Genomic DNA, 22238 nt, shown 5'->3' with positions numbered 1-22238 from the left:
TCGCCCCCGTAGCAACGGGGGCTTTACTCTCTGGCTTAGGCTCCCGCTTCGCCCGTTATGTTGCTGATGGCGCTTTCACGCGCCGCCAGGACACGTTCAACGGTATCAACCACCGCCTGCGTTTGGGGATCGATTTCGATATTAACCCGTGCGCCCAGCTTTTTCTTGCCAAGCGTAGTGCGCTCCAGCGTTTCCGGAATCAAATGCACACAGAAACGCGTCGGCGTCACTTCACCGACCGTCAGACTGATACCGTCAATACCAATAAATCCTTTGTACAGGATATATTTCATCAGCGACGGGTCCTGGACTTTAAACCACACCTGACGGTTATTCTCCGAGGTCAGAATTTTCGACACTTCGGCAGTGGTCATAATATGGCCCGACATTAAATGTCCGCCAATCTCATCACTGAATTTTGCCGCACGTTCAACGTTAACCAAATCTCCGACCTTCAGATCGCCCAGGTTGGTGATACGCAGCGTTTCTTTCATCAGGTCGAAGCTTATCTGGTTACCGTTAATTTCGGTGACCGTCAGGCAGCACCCATTGTGGGCAACCGATGCGCCGGTCTCCAGCGCATCCAGCATATATTCAGGCAACTCCACAACATGCGTACGAAAATTTGGTTTTTCATCAATGGACACCAATTTTGCGGTGCCCTGCACAATACCCGTAAACATACTTCCTACTCCTGAACTCAATTAAGACATCTCTGCACAGCACAATAGCAGGTGGAAATTCAGGTTGCCAGCAATGCGCCACCAGCGCCTGTTTTTTCACTGGAGAATTACGTATTCCTCGCTACAATAGACTGAAATTTCCCCTGCTTTTTCTCCTTGCTGCCATATAAGGCGGCTTTTTTAGTCTCTCAAATAACAACAATATAGTGGTGTACACGTGCAAAAGTATGTAAGTGAAGCGCGTCAGTTATTAGCTCTGGCAATTCCGGTGATTCTTGCGCAAATCGCTCAAACCGCAATGGGATTCGTTGATACCGTCATGGCGGGCGGATACAGCGCGACGGATATGGCGGCAGTCGCCATTGGTACGTCCATCTGGCTACCGGCCATTCTGTTTGGTCACGGACTACTGCTGGCGTTGACGCCGGTAATTGCGCAACTCAATGGTTCCGGACGCCGCGACCGTATCGCCCATCAAATACGTCAGGGCTTCTGGCTGGCGGGCAGCGTCTCCGTGCTGATTATGGTTGTGCTATGGAATGCAGGGTACATTATTCGCTCCATGCATAACATCGACCCGGCGCTGGCGGATAAAGCCGTTGGCTACCTGCGTGCCCTGCTGTGGGGCGCACCGGGTTATCTGTTCTTCCAGGTAGCCCGTAACCAGTGCGAAGGATTAGCAAAGACTAAACCGGCGATGGTGATGGGATTTCTCGGCCTGCTGGTGAACATTCCGGTTAACTATATTTTCATCTATGGGCATTTAGGCATGCCGGAACTGGGTGGCGTGGGTTGTGGTGTGGCAACAGCAGCGGTTTACTGGGTGATGTTTATCGCCATGCTCTCTTACATCAAACGTGCGCGTTCAATGCGCGATATCCGTAATGAGGGTGGTTTCCAGAAACCTGACACCGCAGTAATGAAGCGTCTGGTACAGCTGGGTTTACCTATCGCGCTGGCGTTATTTTTCGAAGTGACGTTGTTTGCGGTGGTCGCGCTACTAGTTTCTCCACTGGGGATTGTCGACGTAGCCGGACACCAAATCGCACTGAACTTCAGCTCGTTAATGTTCGTCCTGCCGATGTCTCTGGCTGCCGCCGTCACCATTCGTGTCGGCTATCGTCTGGGCCAGGGCTCCACGCTGGATGCGCAAACTGCAGCCAGAACGGGTCTGGGTGTTGGTGTCTGCATGGCTGTCGTAACGGCGATTTTCACCGTGACATTCCGCGAGCATATTGCCCTGCTCTATAACAATAACCCGGAAGTTGTCGCCCTGGCGGCTCAGCTCATGTTACTGGCCGCGGTGTATCAAATTTCGGACTCTATCCAGGTTATTGGCAGCGGGATCCTGCGTGGTTATAAAGATACGCGTTCTATTTTCTTTATTACCTTTACGGCATACTGGGTGCTGGGTCTGCCGAGCGGTTATATTCTGGCGCTTACCGATCTGGTAGTTGACCGAATGGGACCAGCGGGATTCTGGATGGGCTTTATTATCGGCCTGACCTCTGCGGCGATACTGATGATGCTGCGGATGCGGTTTCTACAACGCCAGCCGTCAGCGGTTATTTTGCAACGCGCTGCGCGATAACCTCATAAAAGCCGCCGCCAGGCGGCTTTTTTTCGCCTCAAAACGGGCTGTCATTTTTGGCGTTCATCCACGCTTCACTAATGGGATGCCTGAAATGCAGTTCACTGGCATGCAGCATCAATCGCGGCGTTTGTTCAGTGCCAGGCAGCAAACGCCCGCCATACAAATCACATCCTAAAATGGGATGTCCTAACTGCTGACAGTGGATCCGTAGTTGATGGGTACGCCCGGTTTCAGGCGTCAGTTGCACTCGCGTCAAGGGGAGCAACGCCCCCTCTTCCTGACGATGATAAAAACGCTCGACAACCTGATAGCGCGAGCGTGCGGGTTTGCCGTTGAGAGCACAAATCGACATCAATGGAAACAGCGCCGGGTCTTTAGCAATCGCTGCATCGATAACCCCTTCGTCGTTTTCCAGATGCCCGCATAACAGCGCGCTGTACACCTTAGTGACCGTACGCTGGCTGAACTGCTGGCAAAGCGCGGCGTTGATAGCCTTGTTACGAGCGACCACCATCAGCCCAGAAGTGCCGAAATCAAGCCGATGTACCAGCGTGCAGCCAGGGTAAATCTGTACCAGCCGGTGATGTACCGAATCGAGATTCTGCGGATTTTTGCCCGACAGGCTAAGCAACCCGCTGGGTTTATTGATGAGCAACAGATGCTCGTCCTGATAGAGGGTCTCTATCTCGTCATGGCAAGGTGGGGCAATAAAGGTATCGAGGATCGTAGACATCAGGCGGCCAGAATGAGGTGTGGGAACGGATGATAACGAATTTTCACCACAGTGGCGAATCTGAGCATTGACCCAATGGCTGGCATGGTAGAGTGTGATTTATCCTGAGTGCGATGAGAGGGTTACTCTGTGCAACAAATCAATTTTTACATGGTGGATGCCTTTACCACCACGACGTTTGGCGGTAATGCCGCAGCAGTCTGTCCGCTCACGGACTGGTTGCCCGATGAAACATTATTAAAGATGGCGCAGCAGCATAACCAGTCAGAAACCGCTTTTTTTGTCGCCGATGAGAATGGTTTTGAGCTGCGTTGGTTTACCACTCAGGGTGAAATCAATCTTTGTGGGCATGCCACGCTTGCCGCCGCGCATGTCATCTTTGAACATCTGGATTACCCGGATACGAAAATCCAATTTGCTACCCGCTTTGTGGGACCGCTGACGGTCACGCGCTGCGGTGAATGGCTGACGCTTGATTTTCCAGCCTGGCCAAGCGAATCTGCCGTGCCGCCAGCTTTACTGCTGGAAACATTAGGCATCACCGAATACAAAGAGGTGCGTGTGGCAAGAGATTACATGGTGGTGCTGGAAAATCAACAGCAGGTTGAGGCTGTGCGCCCAAACATCCACGCCATGCTGCCGCTGGGGAAAATGGTATGCATCACCGCGCCGGGTGACGGGGAATACGATTTTGTCAGCCGTTTCTTTTGCCCGGGTGAAGCCGTCGCGGAAGACCCGGTCACAGGCTCGGCACATAGCATGCTGATCCCTTACTGGGCTGGAAAACTGAATAAAACACAGATGCTGGCACGCCAGGTCTCTGAACGCGGCGGGGATTTACGCTGTCAGTTAGCAGGAACGCGTGTTTATATCAGTGGGCAGGCGATAACTTATCTGATCGGTAAAGTGCTGTTGCGCTAGCGGCCTTACCCAAAATAACCAATCCATGGAGGATTTATGTCGAACAAACTCGTGCAGATACACTTTGATTTTCATGGTCCGTTTGGGGCTGAGATGTCGAATCAGCTCGTTGAACTGGCCGAATCAATCAACCAGGAGCCGGGGTTCATCTGGAAAATCTGGACCGAGAACGAAGCAAATCACGAAGCGGGTGGCATCTACCTGTTCCAGAACGAAGACACCGCTCAGGCCTATATCAAAAAGCATACCGCCCGCCTGAAGCACCTGGGTGTGGAAGAAGTAACGTTCAAAATCTTCGATATCAATGAACCGTTAAGTAAAATTAACCACGGTCATATCAGCTAAACTTTTGCCTTAGACGCCCCTCCCGGGGCGTTTCTTCATTTCCCCCGGCTTTCCCCTCATCAAAAGCGATCCCCCTCTTTCGTCACCTCGCGATTGCGCTATAGCGTGTGCCAAGTTTGCAATAGTTCACAAAATCATCACTCGCGAAAACTATCTCTAGCAGGAAGTGGCATAAAGGCGTATAAAATAATACAAACAGTATTATTTTATACAAAATGAATCACAAACTGCGACTGGAGATTCTCATATGACCGCGGACATTACACTGAACTCATCTGCTGGAAGCTTCCCGCCAGCAGGTCATTACTCGCACAGTACAACGGCTGGCGGATTCGTCTTCATTTCCGGGCAATTGCCTGTCACTTTCGACGGCGAGAAAAAAGAGGATGCCTCTTTTGAGGAGCAAACCCGGCTGGTGCTACAGAATATTGATGCTTGTCTGGCGGGTGCTGGAGTTTCCCGTCAGCATCTGGTGTCAGTTCGCGTCTATGTGACGGATATAAATCAGTGGCCGACGTTCAACAAAATCTATGGAGAGTGGATCGGTGATTTCCGTCCATCCCGTGCAGTAGCCGGTGTTGCGGAACTTCATTATGGTTTTGCGCTGGAAGTTGAAGCTATGGCGTTGGCCCCGCAAGCGTGACGTTTAACAACATACAGGTGAACAACAATGACTGAAATGACACTGCCTGATTATAACGATGTTGCCGCTGCGGCAGAGCGCATCGCAGATTATGCTAACAAAACGCCGGTGATGACCTCCCGAACGGTTAACGAAGAATTTGGCGCGGAAGTCTTCTTCAAGTGCGAAAACTTTCAGAGAATGGGCGCCTTCAAATTTCGCGGCGCTATGAATGCGCTACGCCAGTTCACACCACAACAACGCGCTGCGGGCGTCGTGACGTTTTCTTCCGGTAACCATGCGCAGGCCATTGCCCTGTCGGCAAAGTTGTTGGGCATTCCAGCAACAATTATCATGCCGCATGATGCCCCGGCGGCCAAAGTTGCGGCGACGAAAGGCTATGGCGGAAAAGTGGTAACTTACGATCGCTATACTGAAGATCGTGAAAAAATTGGTCGGGACCTGGCAGAGAAACAGGGGTTAACGCTGATCCCCCCTTATGACCATCCGCACGTGATCGCAGGCCAGGGCACCGCCACAAAAGAGCTGATTGAAGAAGTGGGTCAGTTAGACGCCCTTTTCGTGTGTCTGGGCGGTGGCGGCCTGCTCTCAGGATCCGCTCTGGCGGCCAGACATCTGTCTCCTGACTGCATCATCTATGGTGTCGAACCTGAGGCGGGTAACGATGGTCAACAGTCGTTTCGTAGCGGAAAAATTGTTCACATCGATACGCCCAAAACCATTGCTGACGGTGCTCAGACTCAACATCTCGGGAACTATACGTTTCAGATTATCAAGCAAAACGTGAACGATATTCTGACTGTTTCAGACGCTGAGTTAGTTGCCTCAATGAAATTTATCGCTGAACGCATGAAAATCGTCGTAGAGCCGACCGGGTGTCTGGGTTTTGCTGCCGCCAGAGCGCGTAAAGCTGAACTTCGCGGCAAGAAAATCGGCATTATCATCAGCGGCGGAAACGTGGATATCAGTCGCTACAGTGAATTTCTGGCCGGATGATAAACAGGGTATCTGCCATGCAGATACCCTACTTTTACTGTCTGTACACTCCCGTCTGGAAAAACGCTCCCAGGTCACTGTAAACTGCTCGCAATCATGGCAACAGACATCACCGCAGGAGACTGGCATGCCAAAAACCGACAATAACTCGCTTCTCAGCCAAATTGATACTATCGCCAGGGGATTGAGTGAGACCTTCTCTCCGTTTTGCGAAGTGGTGGTTCATGACCTCAAAAATCCTGAACATGCCATTTTGTCCATCCATAATAATCTGTCCGGACGTCAACCCGGCCAGCCAGCAACCGAGCTTGGCCTGGCGAGAATTGCATCACCTGACTTTCCCAGCATCATTGCGAACTACAGTAATCAGTTTGCCGATGGCCGCCCGGTGAAAAGTACCTCCATTGGCATCAAGGACGAAGACGGCAAATACGTAGCGGCACTTTGCATGAATGTCGATATGACGCTGTTCCGTGGTATGCAGAGTGCTCTTGCGCGTTTTACTGAAACTGAAAATTCCCCCATTAAGGAACATATCGATCCCGGCAGTAATGAAGTCATCCGCCAGCGTATTGATGACTTTGCCGCTAAACGCGCGACGACGGCCCGAGCCCTTAAACCTCAAGACCGTAAGCTGCTGATTCAACAATTACGCCAGGACGGTTTGCTGAACGTACGCAAATCTATGGACACAGTAGCGCAGCATCTGGGCGTATCGAGGGCCACCGCCTATCTGTATGCCCGCCAGTCAGCTCAGGCGGGTGAATAAACGGGTTCAGATAGACCACACTTGCCGCGTATAGAATTTCTGTCCTTGATTACCGACACGAAGCGCTCCCGCTCCACTGAAGGCGGCTTCGTGCCCGATATAGTTACCTACCAGTAAACAACCAAATCCAGCCGCAGTGAAAAAATAAACCTTTATTTTCGTGCGTATTTATTGGCACTGAGTAAATAGATGATTTATTTTTGTACATACATAGTGAAATTTAGCTTTACTCAAATAACACACCAGCATTTTTAATGCACCACAGCAGAACAGACAACAAATAACCCACTGATTTAAAAGAGTTAAAAAGCCATTGAAGTTATTACACCAATAATACCCATGCAATATATATAAATAGCGTGATATCTAAATTATAATTCTTTAACATCCGGCTGATTGGTGAGGTAAGAATGCGGTTAATGGTCATGTTGGTAAGCTTTGTACTCTCCACCCAGCTATGGGCAGGTGAACTTTCCAGGCCCACCGGTAAAGTGCTTTTAACGCTGTCGGGTAATATTGAAAATACAAATGCAGACGGGAAAGCCGTTTTTGATACCGCCAGCCTTGAGAAGCTGGGCATGGTCAGTTTCCAGACCACCTCCCCCTGGTATAATGGGCGTACTACCTTTACGGGTATTCCGCTACAAAAGCTCATGGATTATGTCGGGGCTAACGGCTCTGTTGTTAAGGTCACTGCACTCAATGACTACACCACCGTTATCCCTCTTAGTGATTTCAAAAAATACAATGCTATCCTTGCGTTAAAAATCAACGGAAAATATATGCGCATCCGTGACAAAGGCCCGTTATTCATTGTGTACCCCTATGACAGCATGCCAGAACTGAATAATCAGATTTATTATTCAAGGTCTGCATGGCAGGTCAGTAGTATGGATATTGAGTAAGCGTTCAGGGGAACATCATGAACAGAATACTGGCTGGCATCATCTTTTTTCTTTTTATATCTACCGGGTATATCTCTTTCCTCGTGCATGAACGGCAACAAGAGTTACAGAAACTGACTCACTACACCGATTCCTGGTCTGCTGCTCAGCTGGTATCACAATATTACCGATTTGAATCGTTGCTTGGTCTTTACACTATCGATGATACGATGAATCTCGATGATGTACGCATGCGCCTCGACATTATGCTTAGCCAGAGTGATTTGATAAAAGAAGGAGACCTGGGGCGCTACATCGAAAGCAATATAGCGCACCGTGAACTGGCGGTAAAACTTGAAAATACCCTTAGTTTTCTGGATGTTAATCTAGAGAAAATGAACCGTTTAGCACTCCAGGCTTATCTGAAAAAAATGCATACTCTGGATGCGCCACTGGGTCGTCTTTCATCTGGTGCGTTAAACAAAGATGTTAACTCGATCAATAACGCCAACCAAAAAATTCAGACGCTGTACTATATTTATTCTGCTACCTCTGTGCTGCTGATAATACTGAGTGCGATTCTGGGCGTGCTCATTTTCTATCAAAACAGAAATATTCTGCGGGCGCACCTGCAGGTCAAGAGTCTTGCCGAAGAACTGCAGAAATCTAAAGAAAAACTGCAAATGCAGAATGCTAAACTGGAATATGACGTCTACCATGACTCTCTTACCGAGATGAATAACCGTCAGCTATTCTGGAGCGATTTAAATAAAACAATTGAGAGAGCAGAAAAAAATCACGATTCTGTGACTGTGATGTTGTTTGATTTAGATCGATTCAAAGAAGTAAATGATACGTATGGTCATGATGCCGGTGATATGTTGCTACGCCAGATATCTGACCGACTGGTTTCGATGAGCCTTACCTCGGATACGCTGTATCGCCTGGGTGGAGATGAATTTGCGTTTCTCTCAAGCGGCCTGACAGAAAGCCACGCCGTTTCGCGCGCCCAGAAAATATGTGAATTTATCAGCCAGCCCTACACTATTTATAACACGATTATCAACATAACCACCTGTGTTGGCATTGTTATCTCAGACACTGAACGTCGTTCCGACTATCTTTATAAATTTGCCGATCTGGCCCTTTATGAAGCCAAAGGTGAAGGCTCTGGTAAGATAAAAGTCTTCCGACAACGAATGTTAGAAAAGCTACAAGAAAGCAGAACGCTTGAGCATGATATGGCATTGGCAATAGTGAACAAAGAATTCGTGGTTTATTATCAGCCCATTGTTGACTCCTTCAGCCAGGAAATTTATAGCTATGAAGCCCTAATTCGTTGGCTCCATCCTCTAAAGGGCCTCCTGTCGCCGGATAACTTTATTCCTGTTGCTGAAAAAACCGGAATGATTAATGAGATGGGGAAAGCTGTGCTTGAAATTGCCTGCCGGGAAGCGGCTTGTTGGGCGGTTCCGGCTAAAATTTCAGTGAATGTCTCTCCTGTCCAGCTAAGCAGCAAAGCCTTTGTCGGTATCGTACTGTCTATTCTGAAAGAAACTGGACTCCCAGCCGATCGTCTTGAACTGGAAGTAACAGAATCCTCTCTCTTCACTGAGAGTACGACGCCGATGAACACACTTAACAAACTCAGAGCCATGGGTGTAAAAATCTCCATCGATGATTTTGGCACCGGATATTCTTCCCTTTCGCGCCTGAGCAGGCTTGCCTTCGATAAAATTAAAATAGACAAGTCGTTTGTCCATTCAATATCCACACAGGAAGATGCACTTAATATCATCAAACTGATCACCGGCATGGCGAAATCCCTCAATATGAAGGCTGTTGCTGAAGGTGTTGAAACGCAGGAACAACTAAAAAGCCTTCAGGCGCTGGGCTGCGATTTCGCCCAGGGATATCTGTTTGGTAAACCTCAGCCTTGTATCGATGAGAAAATCAGAAACGGTTGAATCGCTCTCAGACTATTTGATCATCAACCGTAGCGCTAAATCATTCGGATAAGGATCAAAATAGTTCTGGGTAAGCAGATAGCTGTCTGGGTATTCAGCCAGATAGTGCTTGAGTAGCGTCAGAGGCGCCAATATTGGCAGCAGCCCACCGCTATAGTTGAGGATAACGTCACGTAACTCTCCGCGCTGGCGGGTGTTCAACCGTTCGCGGAAGTAGCCCTGGATATGCATCAGTACGTTGGTGTGATTTTTCCGTGAGGCGGGCTTTTTGAGGATTGTCATGAGCTTTTCACGATAGACAACGAAAAAAGCGTCCAAATCATCCCACTGGTGAAGCGAGGCAACGAATGGGCCGATTTCCCGGTAACCAGCCTGGTGATGAGCCAGAAGCTGGAGCTTATAGCGACTGTGAAAGTTGAGTAAGCCATGGCGAGTAAGACCATTGGCCCGCAGCCTATTAAGCTCATGCAATGCGAACACGCGTTCGACAAAGTTCTCCCTCAGCACCGGATCGTGCAAGCGGCCATCTTCTTCGACTGGCAACCACGGGTAGGTTTCCATTAATGCGCCAGTAAACAGACCAGTCCCTTCTTTTCGCCCACGATTTCCCTTCTCGTCATACAGTCTCACTCTTTCCATACCGCAACTCGGTGATTTAGCACAGACGATAAAACCCGAGAGGCCACCAAGTCCCTGAAGATATGAGTTGGCGAAATCGGACATTTTATCGGTTACATCCTCACCAGGCGCATGGCTAAAACAGATGCGGACATTCCCTTGGGCGGTTTGAACCAGACGCAACGCGGGACGTGGTACAGGCAAACCGATAGACATCTCAGGGCAGACAGGTTTGAAAGTCACCCACTGAGCCAGCTCGTCCATCACAAACCCCATCCGTTTATGCCCACCGTCGAATCGCACGGCTGAACCAGTTAAACATCCACTAATCCCGATGACAGGCTGAGTGTTCATAACGACCCCCTCGTTAATTGATGACCCTTTTCGGGAAAAAATGACGGTTTCACTATTAAATCATAGCGTACGTTATCTGCTGTGAGATGGAAGAAAGACCGGAGACTTCAGTTTAGACTGGTGCTGTTTTCAGGGAGGAGATCAAGGATAGCTCTCCCGCCAGTGAAGCAAGGACAATAAGAATGTAGCCTTAGTGCAACATCTTTATTCTAAATATCTGCAGCTAAAGTTGGTAAATCCCCTGAACGGTTCTATAGTCGGGACTGCTTCTCATTACAGGGTTCACTAATGCGATTTAACGGACTGACTAAAGGCTTCTTCATTTTCATACTTGCCCTCGTGACCTGGGCGTTCTTCGATGTGCTGTCCCCCTACTTTTCCGCCATTTTGTGGGCCGCGATATTAACGACTATCTTTAACCCGGTAAAAAACCGACTGCGTAGCGCGCTTGGCGAACGCAACGGGCTGGCATCGTTGATTACCATCGCCATTATCTGTCTGATTGTCTTTATCCCGCTGATGGTAATCCTGTCATCGCTGGCCATTGAACTGAATGTGGTGTACACCAAACTGCAACAGAATGACACGCAGTTCCCGGAAGTTGTCACTTCTGTTCTTTCGTACCTTCCTGATTGGGCCAGAGGATTTCTGGCAGAACACAATCTGGATGATGTCGCGCAGATCCAGAAAAAACTGTCCGATGTCGTGCTGCAAGGCGGGCAGTACCTTGCTGGCAGTGCATTCCTGATTGGGAAAGGGACATTCGGCTTTGCTATCAGCTTTGGCATCATGCTGTATCTGCTGTTCTTCTTACTGAAGGATGGACCGTATCTGGTGCGCCAGATTCTGGACTCATTACCCCTTTCTGATTTTGCCAAACAGCACCTGTTTGCCAAATTCGTCGGCGTGACGCGGGCAACCGTCAAGGGCACGGCGGTCGTCGCTTTGGTTCAGGGTATTCTTGGCGGCATCGCGTTTGCAATTGTGGATATCGACGGCAGCGTTCTGTGGGGTGCATTGATGGCGTTTCTCTCCCTCGTGCCTGCCGTTGGCTCAGCGATCGTCTGGGTACCTGCAGCAATATTCCTGTTCGCCACCCACCAGCTATGGCAAGGGCTGTTTATCGTTGGCTTCTTCGTGATTATCGTTGGGCTGGTGGACAATATCCTGCGCCCGCTGCTGGTAGGTAAAGACACCAAAATGCCGGACTACCTGATTTTGATTACCACTCTCGGCGGCATGGAGATCTACGGCATTAACGGCTTTGTGATTGGCCCCCTGATTGCTGCGCTTTTCATAACCTGCTGGAACCTCTTTTCCGGGCGTGATCATGAAGGCAACGTGGAAGGAATCGACGAAGCCTTTATGGAAGAAGGAAAAAATCCTCCAGATTTATGATTGCAGGACGATAACAGAAGGCGGTTTCAGGACCGCCTTTTTTATTTTCACGCAAAATCATACGTTTCCTATAATTTCAATCATGCTTATTCATTAATCGTCGCAGAAGGAACTAATCAGTGCGAATAGCCACAATTACCAACTGGGCCTATAGCGCGACGGTATGTCTGACCATCGCTTCAGGCGTTGTCATGCTGATGGCATCCAGCGCCGATAACACAGAACGCCAGGTGGTAGAACAGCGTTATCAGTTCGATCAACTTACCGAAGAAGTCGAACTCGATGCCTGGTCGCTGTCCGACCTGGCGCGCGACTATGTTATTGCAAAAGATCCTGAGGTGCTTAACGCCTACCGTCAGAAAGAAGCGTCGCTGAAAGCCGTTGAGCATCGGCTGTCGAAGCTCAAAGACCTTGGGGCAACGGATGAAGAACTGGCGCTATTGCACGAGGGGCTGCAGATTGTTGATGCCCTGCAGGACGAGCAAGCTGCGGCGCTTGCCAGCGTCGCGCGCGCAGAAGAGTCGCAGGCTATTGCCCTGCTCTATGGGAAGACCTATGAGCAGGAACTGGAACGCGCCCAGGACCGGATAGATCATTTCCGCCAGCTACTCGATAGCCGCGTACGCAACACGATTGAAGATGCAACACAGTCATCCCGCATGCTGCGGACGGCCTCAGAAGTGATGGTCGGTATGACGGCGCTACTGTTTTTATTCGTTCTCGGTTTTATTTTAAAGCGTCGCGTCCTGCGTCCCGTCGTGCGTTTGAGCGATGTCGTAAACCGTCTCGCATCGCAGGATTATGCCGTTGAGACGCCCAGCTTTAACCAGATAGATGAAATAGGCGACATGGCGCAGGCGATCCGGATATTTCGCGAGAACGGTCTGGCTCGTCAGAGACTGGAGAAAGAGCGAGATGCCGACTGGGCAATCCGCGATCTGCTGGCACGTATGACGCAGCGTCTGCAGGGCTGCGAGAATTTTGCCGATGTCATCAATGTGGCGGAGCTGTTTGCACCGAATATTGCCCCAGGGATTGCCGGGCGGCTTTATATACTGGACCGGGAACCCTGGCAAATGCGCTGCGTTGCACAGTGGCTTTCACCGCAGGGCAAAGCGGATGCGTTCCACCCGGATGAATGCTGGGCTGTGCGCCGCGGCCAGAGCCATCCTCCGGTACAAGGCGAACCCGATATCGCCTGCTACCATCTGCCGGAGTCATGCCAGCAGCATACCCTGTGCGTCCCGCTGATTGCCCAGGGCGAAGCCATCGGCCTGCTCTCATTCCAGAACCTTAGCGATGATTCCGCCCCCTCTCGTGCGTATCTGGAGCTAATGGCAGAAGCACTCGGCCTCGCATTAGCCAACCAGCGTCTGCGTGACGCCCTGCTGGAGAAAGCGCTCTACGACCCGCTAACCGGACTGCGCAACCGTCATCATCTTGAAGATACACTACGTACTCAGATGAGCCAGGCAGTGCGTAACAAAGAACCGATCAGTTGCCTGATGATCGATATCGATCATTTTAAAAGTATTAACGACCGCTTTGGCCATGAGGCAGGCGACAGCGTGATTAAAAGTATCGCCGCGACTATTCAGCGCGTTGTCCACGACAGCGGCATGGCCTTCCGCTACGGCGGTGAAGAGTTTCTGGTACTGCTGGCCAATACGGATGAACAGGCCGCTAACCGCTTTGCAACAGAAATCTACAACGGCGTACGCGAACTGTCGCTGCGCTTTGGCGTTTCCGATATTGGACACGTGGATGTCTCTATTGGCGTTGCCAGCTATCCGCAGCACGCCCAGAGCGACAACCTGTTACGCGCCGCAGATGTCGCACTGTACCGCGCGAAAGAGTTAGGTCGTTCGCGCATTGTGAGCTTTGGCATGCTGGAAGCAAGCTGATATGTCCCATCACTTCGGGCATTGCTTTACCTCTGCGCCAGCGGGTGATATGTTAACAGGATGAACACAAAACACGATATCAACGGTTTTAATCACAACCTGTGGTGGCTGCCTTCTTAAAGGCGGTCAGAATGTGTTTTTCCCATTTTTAGATAACCGCCGAAAGGCGGTTATTTGCATTTAGAGACCCCTTTCGGTTTTATGACTAAGGAGTCTGACATGAACAATAAAACCATCATCCTCACTGGCGATCGTCCCACCGGCCCGCTGCATCTTGGCCATTATGTGGGTTCATTGCGCCAGCGCGCCACGCTGCAACACGATTATCAGCAGTTTATATTGGTGGCTGACCTGCAAGGGCTGACCGATAACGGCAGCACACCGCAAAAGATCCGCGACAATATTCCCGAGGTACTTGCCGACTATCTTGCCGCAGGAATAGATCCGTCACTCACCACCATCTGTCTGCAATCAGCACTGCCTGCTCTCGCTGAGTTAACCGCACTTTATATGAACATCGTCACCGTGGCTCGCGTAGAGCGTAATCCTACTGTTAAAAACGAAATTGCGCAGAAAGGGTTCGCCCGTTCGTTACCGGTTGGCTTTCTGGTTTATCCCATCAGTCAGGCGGCAGATATTACGGCCTTCAAAGCCGAAGTCGTTCCCGTCGGCGACGATCAGTTGCCAATGATTGAGCAGACTAACGAAATCGTGCATAAGATGAATAGCCTGTTACCGGCCCCCGTCCTATCGCACTGCAAAGCGCTGCTGAGTGAAACCAGCCGCCTTCCAGGGATCGACGGAAACGCTAAAATGTCAAAATCGCTTGGTAACACATTGCTCCTGTCAGCCAGCGAAGAAACCATTCACCGCGCGGTCAGCGCAATGTACACCGACCCTAATCATCTGAAAGTGTCCGACCCAGGGCAAATAGACGGCAATATGGTATTCACTTACCTCGATGCTTTTCATCCGGATAAAGCAAAAGTGGCGGAAATGAAAGCGCATTACCAACGGGGTGGACTGGGTGACCGGACATGCAAAAACGAGCTGGAAGTGTGCTTGCAAGAACTCATCGCGCCAATGCGCGAGCGGCGTGCAACCTACATTCAGGATAAAGGCATGCTGATGGCGATGCTCAAAAAAGGAAGCGAGCAGGCGCACGAGATTACGCAGCAGACATTAAGAGAAGTGAAGCAAGGGCTGGGTTTGCCGGTGTTCTAATCTGGATTGATGTCTCTCCCGGTGGGAAATAACCACCGGGAGGGGTGACTCTTTATGGCGCTAATTCAACTCATATCACGTGACACCCGAGGTTGTGATTCAACGATTCCCTACTGAATGTAAATACCCTTTCCAGCCATTTACATGATTTACACATAGCACAATTACATAATCAAAATTAACCAGTAATCTCTATCCTTCCTCGCCTTTCCCCACCCTTATAAAATCGATTATATAACCTTAGCGAGTTTTAAAATGATTAACCGTAAAGCCACTGCATTATCTCTGACTGCGATTAGCATTTTATTTTCATCCGCTGTCTTTGCAGATGATTCAGGCAGCGTTAGCGACCAAATGACGGTAAAACTGACCGTCGAAAAATCATGCAAGGTCAGCGTTGATGATATGGATTTTGGCTCACACGGTAGTAATGATGGGGCTGTTACAGCCTCTGCCAAAGCTTATGTAACCTGTACAAACGGCACAGGGTATATGCTCGGAACGGATAAAACTCACGATTTCGAAATGAGTTCTAACGACACCGCCGATGCAAAAAAAGTAGCCTATACCCTTTCTACCGACCATCCTGGCGGCACTTCTCTGGCTGATAATGGTATTTCAGCTATCGGTACCGGTGAACAGCAAGCATTGCCCATCTTCGGGAAAGTAACGGCAAATGCCCTGAAACAGGCCTCTGCTGGGGACTATACCGATACCGTTACATTAACAGTTACATATTGATTTAATATTAAAGGTGCAGCATATGAAGCGATTTATTTTATGGGTTGGTGTTAGCGTCTTGAGCCTGGCCTGCACAATAAACTCATACGCTGCCACCTTGCAGGTGTACCCGGTCACTCTGGGATTCTGTGGTAAAGAATCCGCCCAGGCTATCTATGTACGTAACACAGGTAGCGCCACTATCGGGGCACAGATCCGTGTCTATGCGTGGAAACAGCAAAATAATAAAGACAACTTGACCGAGACCCAGGACGTAATGGTTAGCCCTCCTATGACCACAATCCCGGTCTCCCGCCAGCAATTGATCCGGGTTATCTTAACAACGCCAGGTAGTGGTGATAACGAGCAGGCCTACCGTATTATCGTTGATGAACTCCCTGGTGAAAATAATATGGCTGATAAAGATGGGGTTCGTTTCTTGCTGCGTTATTCCATCCCGGTATTTGTTAATTGTAAAGATACCCAACCCATCAGTAGTCAACTAGATGTATCAATCGATCGTTCAGTTCATCCATTAATGTTAAAAATAAAAAACAATGGCACACAGCATGTTAAATTAAGCGATGTTTTTATTTTTTCTGGCAAGAGAAGTGTTGCCATGAGCAAAGGATTACTCGGGTATGTATTACCGCATAGTGAAAAGGAATGGCCGTTACCGAATGGAATAACTACTGCGTCATCTTTATCACTTAATTTGAATGACAATGCTAAAACGCAGATCATTAACATTACACCTTAAATCCATTGTTGTTTTTTTATTGGTATGTCCCTCTGTCCAGTCAGCAGAAAATGAGACACTGTATCTGACTGCAACGATAAATGATCAACCAGTTAAGGGGTTTATCAAAGCCAAAAATAGCAACAATAAGATTTATATTGCTGCTCAAGATATGGATAAGCTTAACCTGAAAGTGTCATCCCTGCCGAAACAAAAGGGGTATTTTGATATCAGTTCACAAGATGGCCTCAGTGTTACCTTCGACAACCTGAATCAAAGCTTGATTATTACTGCCAGTAAAAACTGGCTCGACAGAGAAAGCCATCTTTCCAATAGCAATAGCTCGCGCCTTATCCGTATGTCCGAGTTATCACCTGAAGTGCGGGGTTTGGCACTTAACTACGATTTATTTGCCAGCAATGAAGACGGCATACAAGAGACTTCAGCCTATAGCGAATTTCGCACCTTTGGCGTTGGCCCAGGCTTTTTCTCGACCTCTTTTAACACGCAGGAGTCGAGCAGCAACGAGGCACAAACTGGTACTCATCGCCTGATGAGCAGTTGGAACTACGAAAACGTGGATAAACTGCTCACACTCAGGATCGGCGATGGTTTTACATCCTCGCAATCATGGACGAATAGCGTTCGTTTTGGCGGCGTTAGCCTTGCGCATAACTACAGTACCCAACCCACCTTCAATACGTCATCGCAGGATATCCTGACCGATAGTGTTACGCTCCCATCCACGGTTGATCTGTACGTCAGAGGAATCAGAACCTCCTCGCAGAAAGTTCAGCCCGGACAATTTACGCTTAACACAGCGCCGATTTTTACCGGCAGCGAAGGTGCGCAGGTGGTCATCACCGATGTGAATGGTAAACAACGCGTGGTGGATTTGAATCTGTACGGCACCAACCAACTCCTTTCTGATGGTCTTACAACCTGGGGTATGAGCCTGGGCTGGGTGCGTGAAGACTATACCTATCGTTCTTTTGCCTATGATCCGCAACTGATAGGTGTGGGCGACTGGCGTCACGGACTGAACGACAGTACCACCATCGGCATGCATACCGAACAGAGTGGCAGTCTGCATAATCAGGGGATCGGTTGGGACTATTTGCTCTCTCCGTCACTGGGGACGCTACATGCCAACGCAGCCACCAGCCGTTATCAGGCCAATAGTGGCAACCAATGGGGTTCCGGCTGGCAGTGGAACAATCAGATTTTTAATTTCTCGCTCTCACACTCACGGGCCACCAGGGGGTTTCGCGATATTTCATCTATAGCAGATAATGATATTGCCACCCGTGAAGATTCTGCATTTGCCAGCGTGTCGTTTGATATGACGGGCACTTTCGGTGCGAGTTGGGTCAGCCAGACATTCCCTCAGTATGCAGAACGCTATCTGGGATTATCCTGGTCAAAAAGTTTTGATAACCAGATCAACATTTCATCCAGCGTCACACAAGCACTTGGCGACGATCACAACACTACCGTGTACGTCACGTTCAGTATTCCACTGTTCCGTCATCAGGATTACCTCTCAATCCAGGATAACCATGATAAAGACGGAAATTCCGTACAAGCTAACCTAACGCGCTCACTGGAATCTAATAAACCGGGCTGGGGTTGGAATCTCTCTGCACAACAAGGTAAAAATAGAAGCATCCATGCTAGCCTCCAGCGCCGCAACACCTGGAGCGATCTGGCGTTAGGCTATAATCGTGATGAACAACAAAATAACTACTACGGTTCAATGACCGGTGCCATAGGTTTGTTTATGGGGCACTTTTACGCCACCCGCGAATTAGGTAGCGCTTTCGCCCTCGTAGATACGGCTAAGGTACCGAATGTGCCGGTTTATCTCGAACATCGCCCGGTTGGCCATACGGATAGTAATGGCATGCTGTTTCTGAACAACCTTAATCCGTACCAGGCAAACCATATCGACATCGACCCTCTGAGTCTCGATGAAGATTATCGCGCCCCCTACACTAATGAAATCCTGATCCCGCAAACCGGGCGCGGTGCCGTCGCCAATTTTAACATTTATCGCACACATGCCGTTCTGCTAACCGTCACTACGCGTGATGGTAAAAATGTGCCCTTCTCCGCAAAAGTTAGCGTGCAGGATACTCATGGACAGACGCCCAGTCAGGGTACCCCACAAACCATTGTTGGTTATGAAGGTAAAATTTATCTGGAAGATCCCCCGACAGGCGGAACGCTGAACGTTCAGTGGGCATCTAACTCTTGTTCGCTAAAACTGCCATCACAATTTTACGCTTCTCATTCGGTGGAGAAAATTAACGCACTATGTCAGTAACTCGTTCCCTTTGGTTTATCGCCCTTTTTGTGGTGATGATGTTTAAATTCAGCCCAGTAGCCGAGGCCGCTAACTGCTGGAATGGTAGCCCTTCTGGACTGGATTTTGGTACCGTCACCCCCGGACAAACTGAGACAACCGCAACCCGACTTTCGTTTACCTGTAATAATTACGACGGTCAGGTCGAGTATGTCCGCGCCTGTCTAAAGGTTATGGCGAACAATCCGCTGGCGATGAGCCAGAACGAACCTTCAAGTACCCCGCTCTATTTTTCGGTCTACTCGATTTACAATCAACATTCACCGCTGAGTCAAAACAACAACGTGTATGCTCAAATCGATTTTGCTTTGTCTACAGGCGGAACCGCTGAACATGACATACCGCTTATCGGCAAGATAAACCCTGGTCAGACTAATGTCAGCGCCGGGATATACTATGATTACGCCACAGCAATCCAAATTGCATACACCTCAGCCAGTTCATTACAAGCGCTCCCGGCCTGTGGCGCCCTGAATGGTACAACAATTACTGACCAGATTAGCGCCTCTGCTACGGTGAAAAACGGCTGTGAAGTTGTCAACGTGGATGATATGGCATTCGGCAGCAAGAGCCCCGCTCAGAGCGATTTGCTACAGGCGACATCCACGGCGAATATTACTGTCCAGTGCCCAACCGGGACGGATTATTCCATCAGCATCGGTCATGGTCTGCACCCCAAGGGGAACCAGCGTTCAATGTGTCATAACGGTGAGTGCGTAAACTATGCGCTGTATCAGGATGCAGCACACTCCATGGAATGGACGCAGGGCAATCCGGAAAAACAGTATTCCGCTGATGGGCAAGCGCAGAGTCTGGTGGTTTACGGTTCCGTCCCAGCACAGAAATGGCCATCACCAGGGGGTTATACTGACACTGTAGTGATTACGTTAACTTTTTAACTCACAGATTTTTCGGTCAGTGAGCCAATGCGCTGGGTGTTTTTTGCAATGACGCACTGTTACGCTATTTGCACGAAAAACACGCTACAATTACACAGGAAAAAATCAATCAGCCACAAAGTTAAATACATATAGATCAGTAAGATAATAAACTTAAGGGTCAGGGTATAGCAGCTATTAATGTGTCCCTGTTTATGCTCCAATCTACCTCCAAAATCACGCCTTCGAATATGGTAAAACTACTCCATAACCACACAGATCATTCATTCCTCTCATTAACATATTTCCATAGCTCATTTCGAGCCATCGCACATTGTTCAGTCTTTGAGTTGTTGTATGCCTGCCTTTTGCACATCTCATTCTCATCACCGATTTGATCATCCGTACTTATGACCTTCAACTAATCAAATCTTACGTGATAAACAGTGCCCTCTCTTACGACAGCTTAGTGCCAGGAGCAGACATCTATGACTTGGAAATGACCAGATTAACATGCACAATAATTAGGCTCACTGAGTGAAAGCCATGAATAATTTTATCGAGAGATTTCCTGATAATTTTGAGTTAAGAATGTAAAGGCAGTACATGTTGTCTATAGGTGGAAAGAGGCATTTAATGATCAATAATATTTGCATCAGTCTGTATGGTTCAATAGAAGATATCTGCAAACAGCAACTTGCTAATGCAGGTTTCAGAGTTCCTAAGGAAACTACTAACGGCTACTTACCTCTACTTTTGAACATGAATAAAAGGCTTATTGAACCCCGTAAAAGGAATGTACATTTTCACAGCGCCTTGATTGTTCCTGAAAAAAATAGACATGGTTTTGCTTTACTCATTAATAAAATGCAATGTGGGATCAACATTAACGGCTATCAAAGTCATCATTTGGAAAGAGCTAACTTCAATGATGATTTTTTGAATGATTTTGGCTTACATCATTTCCACCTTGGTGAAACAACTCAAAAGACTGGAAAGCATAAGCACTACATTGAAAGAACTGGCAATACTGTTTTTGCAAAGGTTGATCAGAACGACATTTATTTATTAGGAGTATTCGGTCATAACAGTGAAGAAAAACAATTCATCTATTCTGATGAACAACTGCTCAAGTCCTTATATGATGAGTGGCCACATCTCCTTGAACAGTGTCGAGTTAGAGGTGTGACAGGGCAAACACTATCCCCAGAAGAACGAAATGCCTTACGAAGTAACGGTGCCAATGTGATTACGGCCCTTAGTGATGACATTACAATTATGTCCCCCGGGGGAGGGTACATGGCAAATAAAATGAGTGCTTCTGTTTCCATAGAAATGATACATCTATACCGTACAATTTCTATGCTTAAAAAATCATTATTTGAGATTCAAGAACAGCACTATCCATTTGATGCTGAATTCAAAGTGATCACTTTCGGTCACGATGAGTTAAGCTTATTTTGCGATAAAAACTGTTTTTTTACAAAAATACAGATATTAGGTGGCCATCATAAAACCATGAGTTTAGCGCCTGGATATGGGCCAGTTTACTCTCATGGCTTTGTACTAGGTAAAACGACTAAGCTATATGTTGCATTGATTGAAGCGCTAAATACTACTGCGAGCAGAAATTATCTACATCCATTTCCGTCACTATATATACGACATTTATGAATCTTTAATATACAATTAAATCAAAATTAAAATTTTTCAGGCATTTATTTCGAATCATAGATGTGCCTAAAATCCACACAATTTCCTTAAGGGGTCTTTGCATGCGGATTAGGTTACCTTTAAAGTGAACTTCCGCTCCTCGCTCATGAGGGACAACCATACTCAAATCTCCCACATTGCAGGAGATTTAAGTATGAACACGTCACCGTGGAACAAAGACCGTATCATTGGCCAAAAAAGACCACTTCAGATATCTCATATCTGGGGTATCCGAATCCGACTTGAACTGGAAGGTAAAACGCGCGATTTAGCCCTGTTCAATATGGCCCTAGACAGTAAACTTCGAGGTTGTGATCTGGTTAAGCTAAAAGTTTCTGATGTTGCATATGGTAGCTCCGTTTCAAGCAGAGCAATGGTGTTGCAACAGAAAACCGGTAGCCCTGTGCAATTTGAGATAACTAAAGGGACAAGAGAAGCTGTTGCTGCATTGATAAAGCTTAGCAATTTGCACAATAAAGACTTCTTGTTTTGGTCTCGGGTCGGAACTAACCGGCACATTTCAACTCGGCAATACAACCGAATCTTTCATAGGTGGGTAGAAAAGCTTGGTCTCGAAGATTCGCTTTACAGCACACATTCCATGAGAAGAACAAAACCTTACCTGATCTACAAGAAAACCAAGAATCTCCGGGTGATCCAACTTCTGTTGGGTCATAAGAAACTGGAAAGCACAGTCCGTTATCTGGGCATTGAAGTCGATGATGCGTTAGAGATCTCTGAATCGATTGAAGTCTAAGGTTGCCAGGGCTGCAACAGCAGTCCTGTGCCA

20 protein-coding genes and 1 pseudogene are annotated in these 22238 nt (G+C 48.3%); 18 read left to right on the top strand and 3 right to left on the bottom strand.

The window, feature by feature from the left end; genetic code table 11:
* Positions 1-35: 35 nt before the first annotated feature.
* Positions 36-683: a riboflavin synthase gene (locus OGY18_RS07285; protein ID WP_003832752.1), complete on the bottom strand. Its 648-nt coding sequence runs from the start codon at positions 681-683 to the stop codon at positions 36-38.
* A gap of 217 nt (positions 684-900) precedes the next feature.
* Between OGY18_RS07285 and mdtK the strand changes: the two genes are divergently transcribed.
* On the top strand, positions 901-2274 hold the full coding sequence (mdtK, locus tag OGY18_RS07280) for a multidrug efflux MATE transporter MdtK (RefSeq protein WP_286552410.1): 1374 nt from the start codon (positions 901-903) through the stop codon (positions 2272-2274).
* A 37-nt stretch (positions 2275-2311) separates the two neighbouring features.
* Here the strand turns inward: mdtK and OGY18_RS07275 are convergent, their stop codons facing one another.
* Positions 2312-3010, bottom strand: a complete 699-nt coding sequence (locus tag OGY18_RS07275; protein ID WP_003832750.1) for an RluA family pseudouridine synthase — start codon at positions 3008-3010, stop codon at positions 2312-2314.
* Positions 3011-3139: 129 nt separating this feature from the next.
* On the opposite strand from OGY18_RS07275, the gene OGY18_RS07270 reads away from it, so the two are divergent.
* The 7 genes from OGY18_RS07270 (at position 3140) to OGY18_RS07240 (ending at position 9535) form a co-directional block, all read left to right on the top strand.
* Entirely contained in the window at positions 3140-3931 is a 792-nt protein-coding gene (locus OGY18_RS07270; RefSeq protein ID WP_286552407.1) for a PhzF family phenazine biosynthesis protein, read from the top strand.
* A gap of 36 nt (positions 3932-3967) precedes the next feature.
* The gene (locus OGY18_RS07265) at positions 3968-4276 is read left to right on the top strand and encodes a monooxygenase (RefSeq protein WP_003832746.1); all 309 of its coding nucleotides are present in this window, start codon (positions 3968-3970) and stop codon (positions 4274-4276) included.
* Positions 4277-4523: 247 nt separating this feature from the next.
* The gene (locus OGY18_RS07260; protein ID WP_286552405.1) at positions 4524-4919 is read left to right on the top strand and encodes a RidA family protein; all 396 of its coding nucleotides are present in this window, start codon (positions 4524-4526) and stop codon (positions 4917-4919) included.
* A 27-nt stretch (positions 4920-4946) separates the two neighbouring features.
* A complete protein-coding gene (locus OGY18_RS07255) occupies positions 4947-5915 on the top strand; it encodes a threo-3-hydroxy-L-aspartate ammonia-lyase (protein WP_003832743.1) in 969 nt (322 codons plus the stop codon).
* A gap of 127 nt (positions 5916-6042) precedes the next feature.
* Positions 6043-6684 carry a helix-turn-helix transcriptional regulator gene (locus OGY18_RS07250; RefSeq protein WP_126956291.1) on the top strand — a complete coding sequence of 214 codons (642 nt, stop codon included), beginning with the start codon at positions 6043-6045 and terminating at the stop codon, positions 6682-6684.
* A gap of 410 nt (positions 6685-7094) precedes the next feature.
* Complete coding sequence (locus OGY18_RS07245; protein ID WP_003832739.1) at positions 7095-7589, top strand: putative pterin-binding protein; 495 nt, start codon at positions 7095-7097, stop codon at positions 7587-7589.
* A gap of 17 nt (positions 7590-7606) precedes the next feature.
* The gene (locus OGY18_RS07240; RefSeq protein ID WP_126956289.1) at positions 7607-9535 is read left to right on the top strand and encodes a putative bifunctional diguanylate cyclase/phosphodiesterase; all 1929 of its coding nucleotides are present in this window, start codon (positions 7607-7609) and stop codon (positions 9533-9535) included.
* 12 nt (positions 9536-9547) lie between these two features.
* On the opposite strand, the gene OGY18_RS07235 is transcribed toward OGY18_RS07240, so the two are convergent.
* Entirely contained in the window at positions 9548-10507 is a 960-nt protein-coding gene (locus OGY18_RS07235; RefSeq protein ID WP_148362024.1) for a YbgA family protein, read from the bottom strand.
* Between the two features lie 288 nt (positions 10508-10795).
* Between OGY18_RS07235 and OGY18_RS07230 the strand changes: the two genes are divergently transcribed.
* From OGY18_RS07230 to OGY18_RS07190, 10 genes and pseudogenes are all read left to right on the top strand, one after another.
* Positions 10796-11905 carry an AI-2E family transporter gene (locus OGY18_RS07230; RefSeq protein ID WP_126318234.1) on the top strand — a complete coding sequence of 370 codons (1110 nt, stop codon included), beginning with the start codon at positions 10796-10798 and terminating at the stop codon, positions 11903-11905.
* A gap of 191 nt (positions 11906-12096) precedes the next feature.
* Positions 12097-12774, top strand: a pseudogene (locus OGY18_RS27490) (HAMP domain-containing protein); the annotation flags it as partial.
* Positions 12754-13809: a sensor domain-containing diguanylate cyclase gene (locus tag OGY18_RS27485; RefSeq protein ID WP_502873479.1), complete on the top strand. Its 1056-nt coding sequence runs from the start codon at positions 12754-12756 to the stop codon at positions 13807-13809. The pseudogene OGY18_RS27490 and the gene OGY18_RS27485, both read left to right, overlap by 21 nt.
* A gap of 219 nt (positions 13810-14028) precedes the next feature.
* The gene (gene trpS, locus OGY18_RS07220; protein WP_286552400.1) at positions 14029-15033 is read left to right on the top strand and encodes a tryptophan--tRNA ligase; all 1005 of its coding nucleotides are present in this window, start codon (positions 14029-14031) and stop codon (positions 15031-15033) included.
* Between the two features lie 255 nt (positions 15034-15288).
* Positions 15289-15774, top strand: coding sequence for a Csu type fimbrial protein (locus tag OGY18_RS07215; protein WP_003832728.1), 486 nt, complete (start codon positions 15289-15291; stop codon positions 15772-15774).
* Positions 15775-15796: 22 nt separating this feature from the next.
* Positions 15797-16513 (top strand): fimbrial biogenesis chaperone, encoded by a 717-nt coding sequence (locus tag OGY18_RS07210; RefSeq protein WP_126318238.1) that lies wholly within the window; start codon positions 15797-15799, stop codon positions 16511-16513.
* Positions 16514-16664: 151 nt separating this feature from the next.
* Entirely contained in the window at positions 16665-18818 is a 2154-nt protein-coding gene (locus tag OGY18_RS07205) for a fimbria/pilus outer membrane usher protein (protein WP_232794648.1), read from the top strand.
* The gene (locus tag OGY18_RS07200) at positions 18809-19756 is read left to right on the top strand and encodes a Csu type fimbrial protein (RefSeq protein ID WP_286552398.1); all 948 of its coding nucleotides are present in this window, start codon (positions 18809-18811) and stop codon (positions 19754-19756) included. Before OGY18_RS07205 ends, OGY18_RS07200 begins: the two co-directional genes overlap by 10 nt.
* A 615-nt stretch (positions 19757-20371) precedes the next feature.
* Entirely contained in the window at positions 20372-21409 is a 1038-nt protein-coding gene (locus tag OGY18_RS07195; RefSeq protein WP_198579152.1) for a hypothetical protein, read from the top strand.
* Between the two features lie 193 nt (positions 21410-21602).
* Complete coding sequence (locus OGY18_RS07190; protein ID WP_198579151.1) at positions 21603-22205, top strand: tyrosine-type recombinase/integrase; 603 nt, start codon at positions 21603-21605, stop codon at positions 22203-22205.
* Positions 22206-22238: the final 33 nt, after the last annotated feature.

The organism is Citrobacter sp. Cpo142 (assembly GCF_030332425.1).
In the GTDB taxonomy this organism is placed as follows: domain Bacteria; phylum Pseudomonadota; class Gammaproteobacteria; order Enterobacterales; family Enterobacteriaceae; genus Citrobacter; species Citrobacter portucalensis.
The sequence above is the reverse complement of the archived record's forward strand: the minus strand, read 5'-3'. Positions and strand labels throughout refer to the sequence as shown.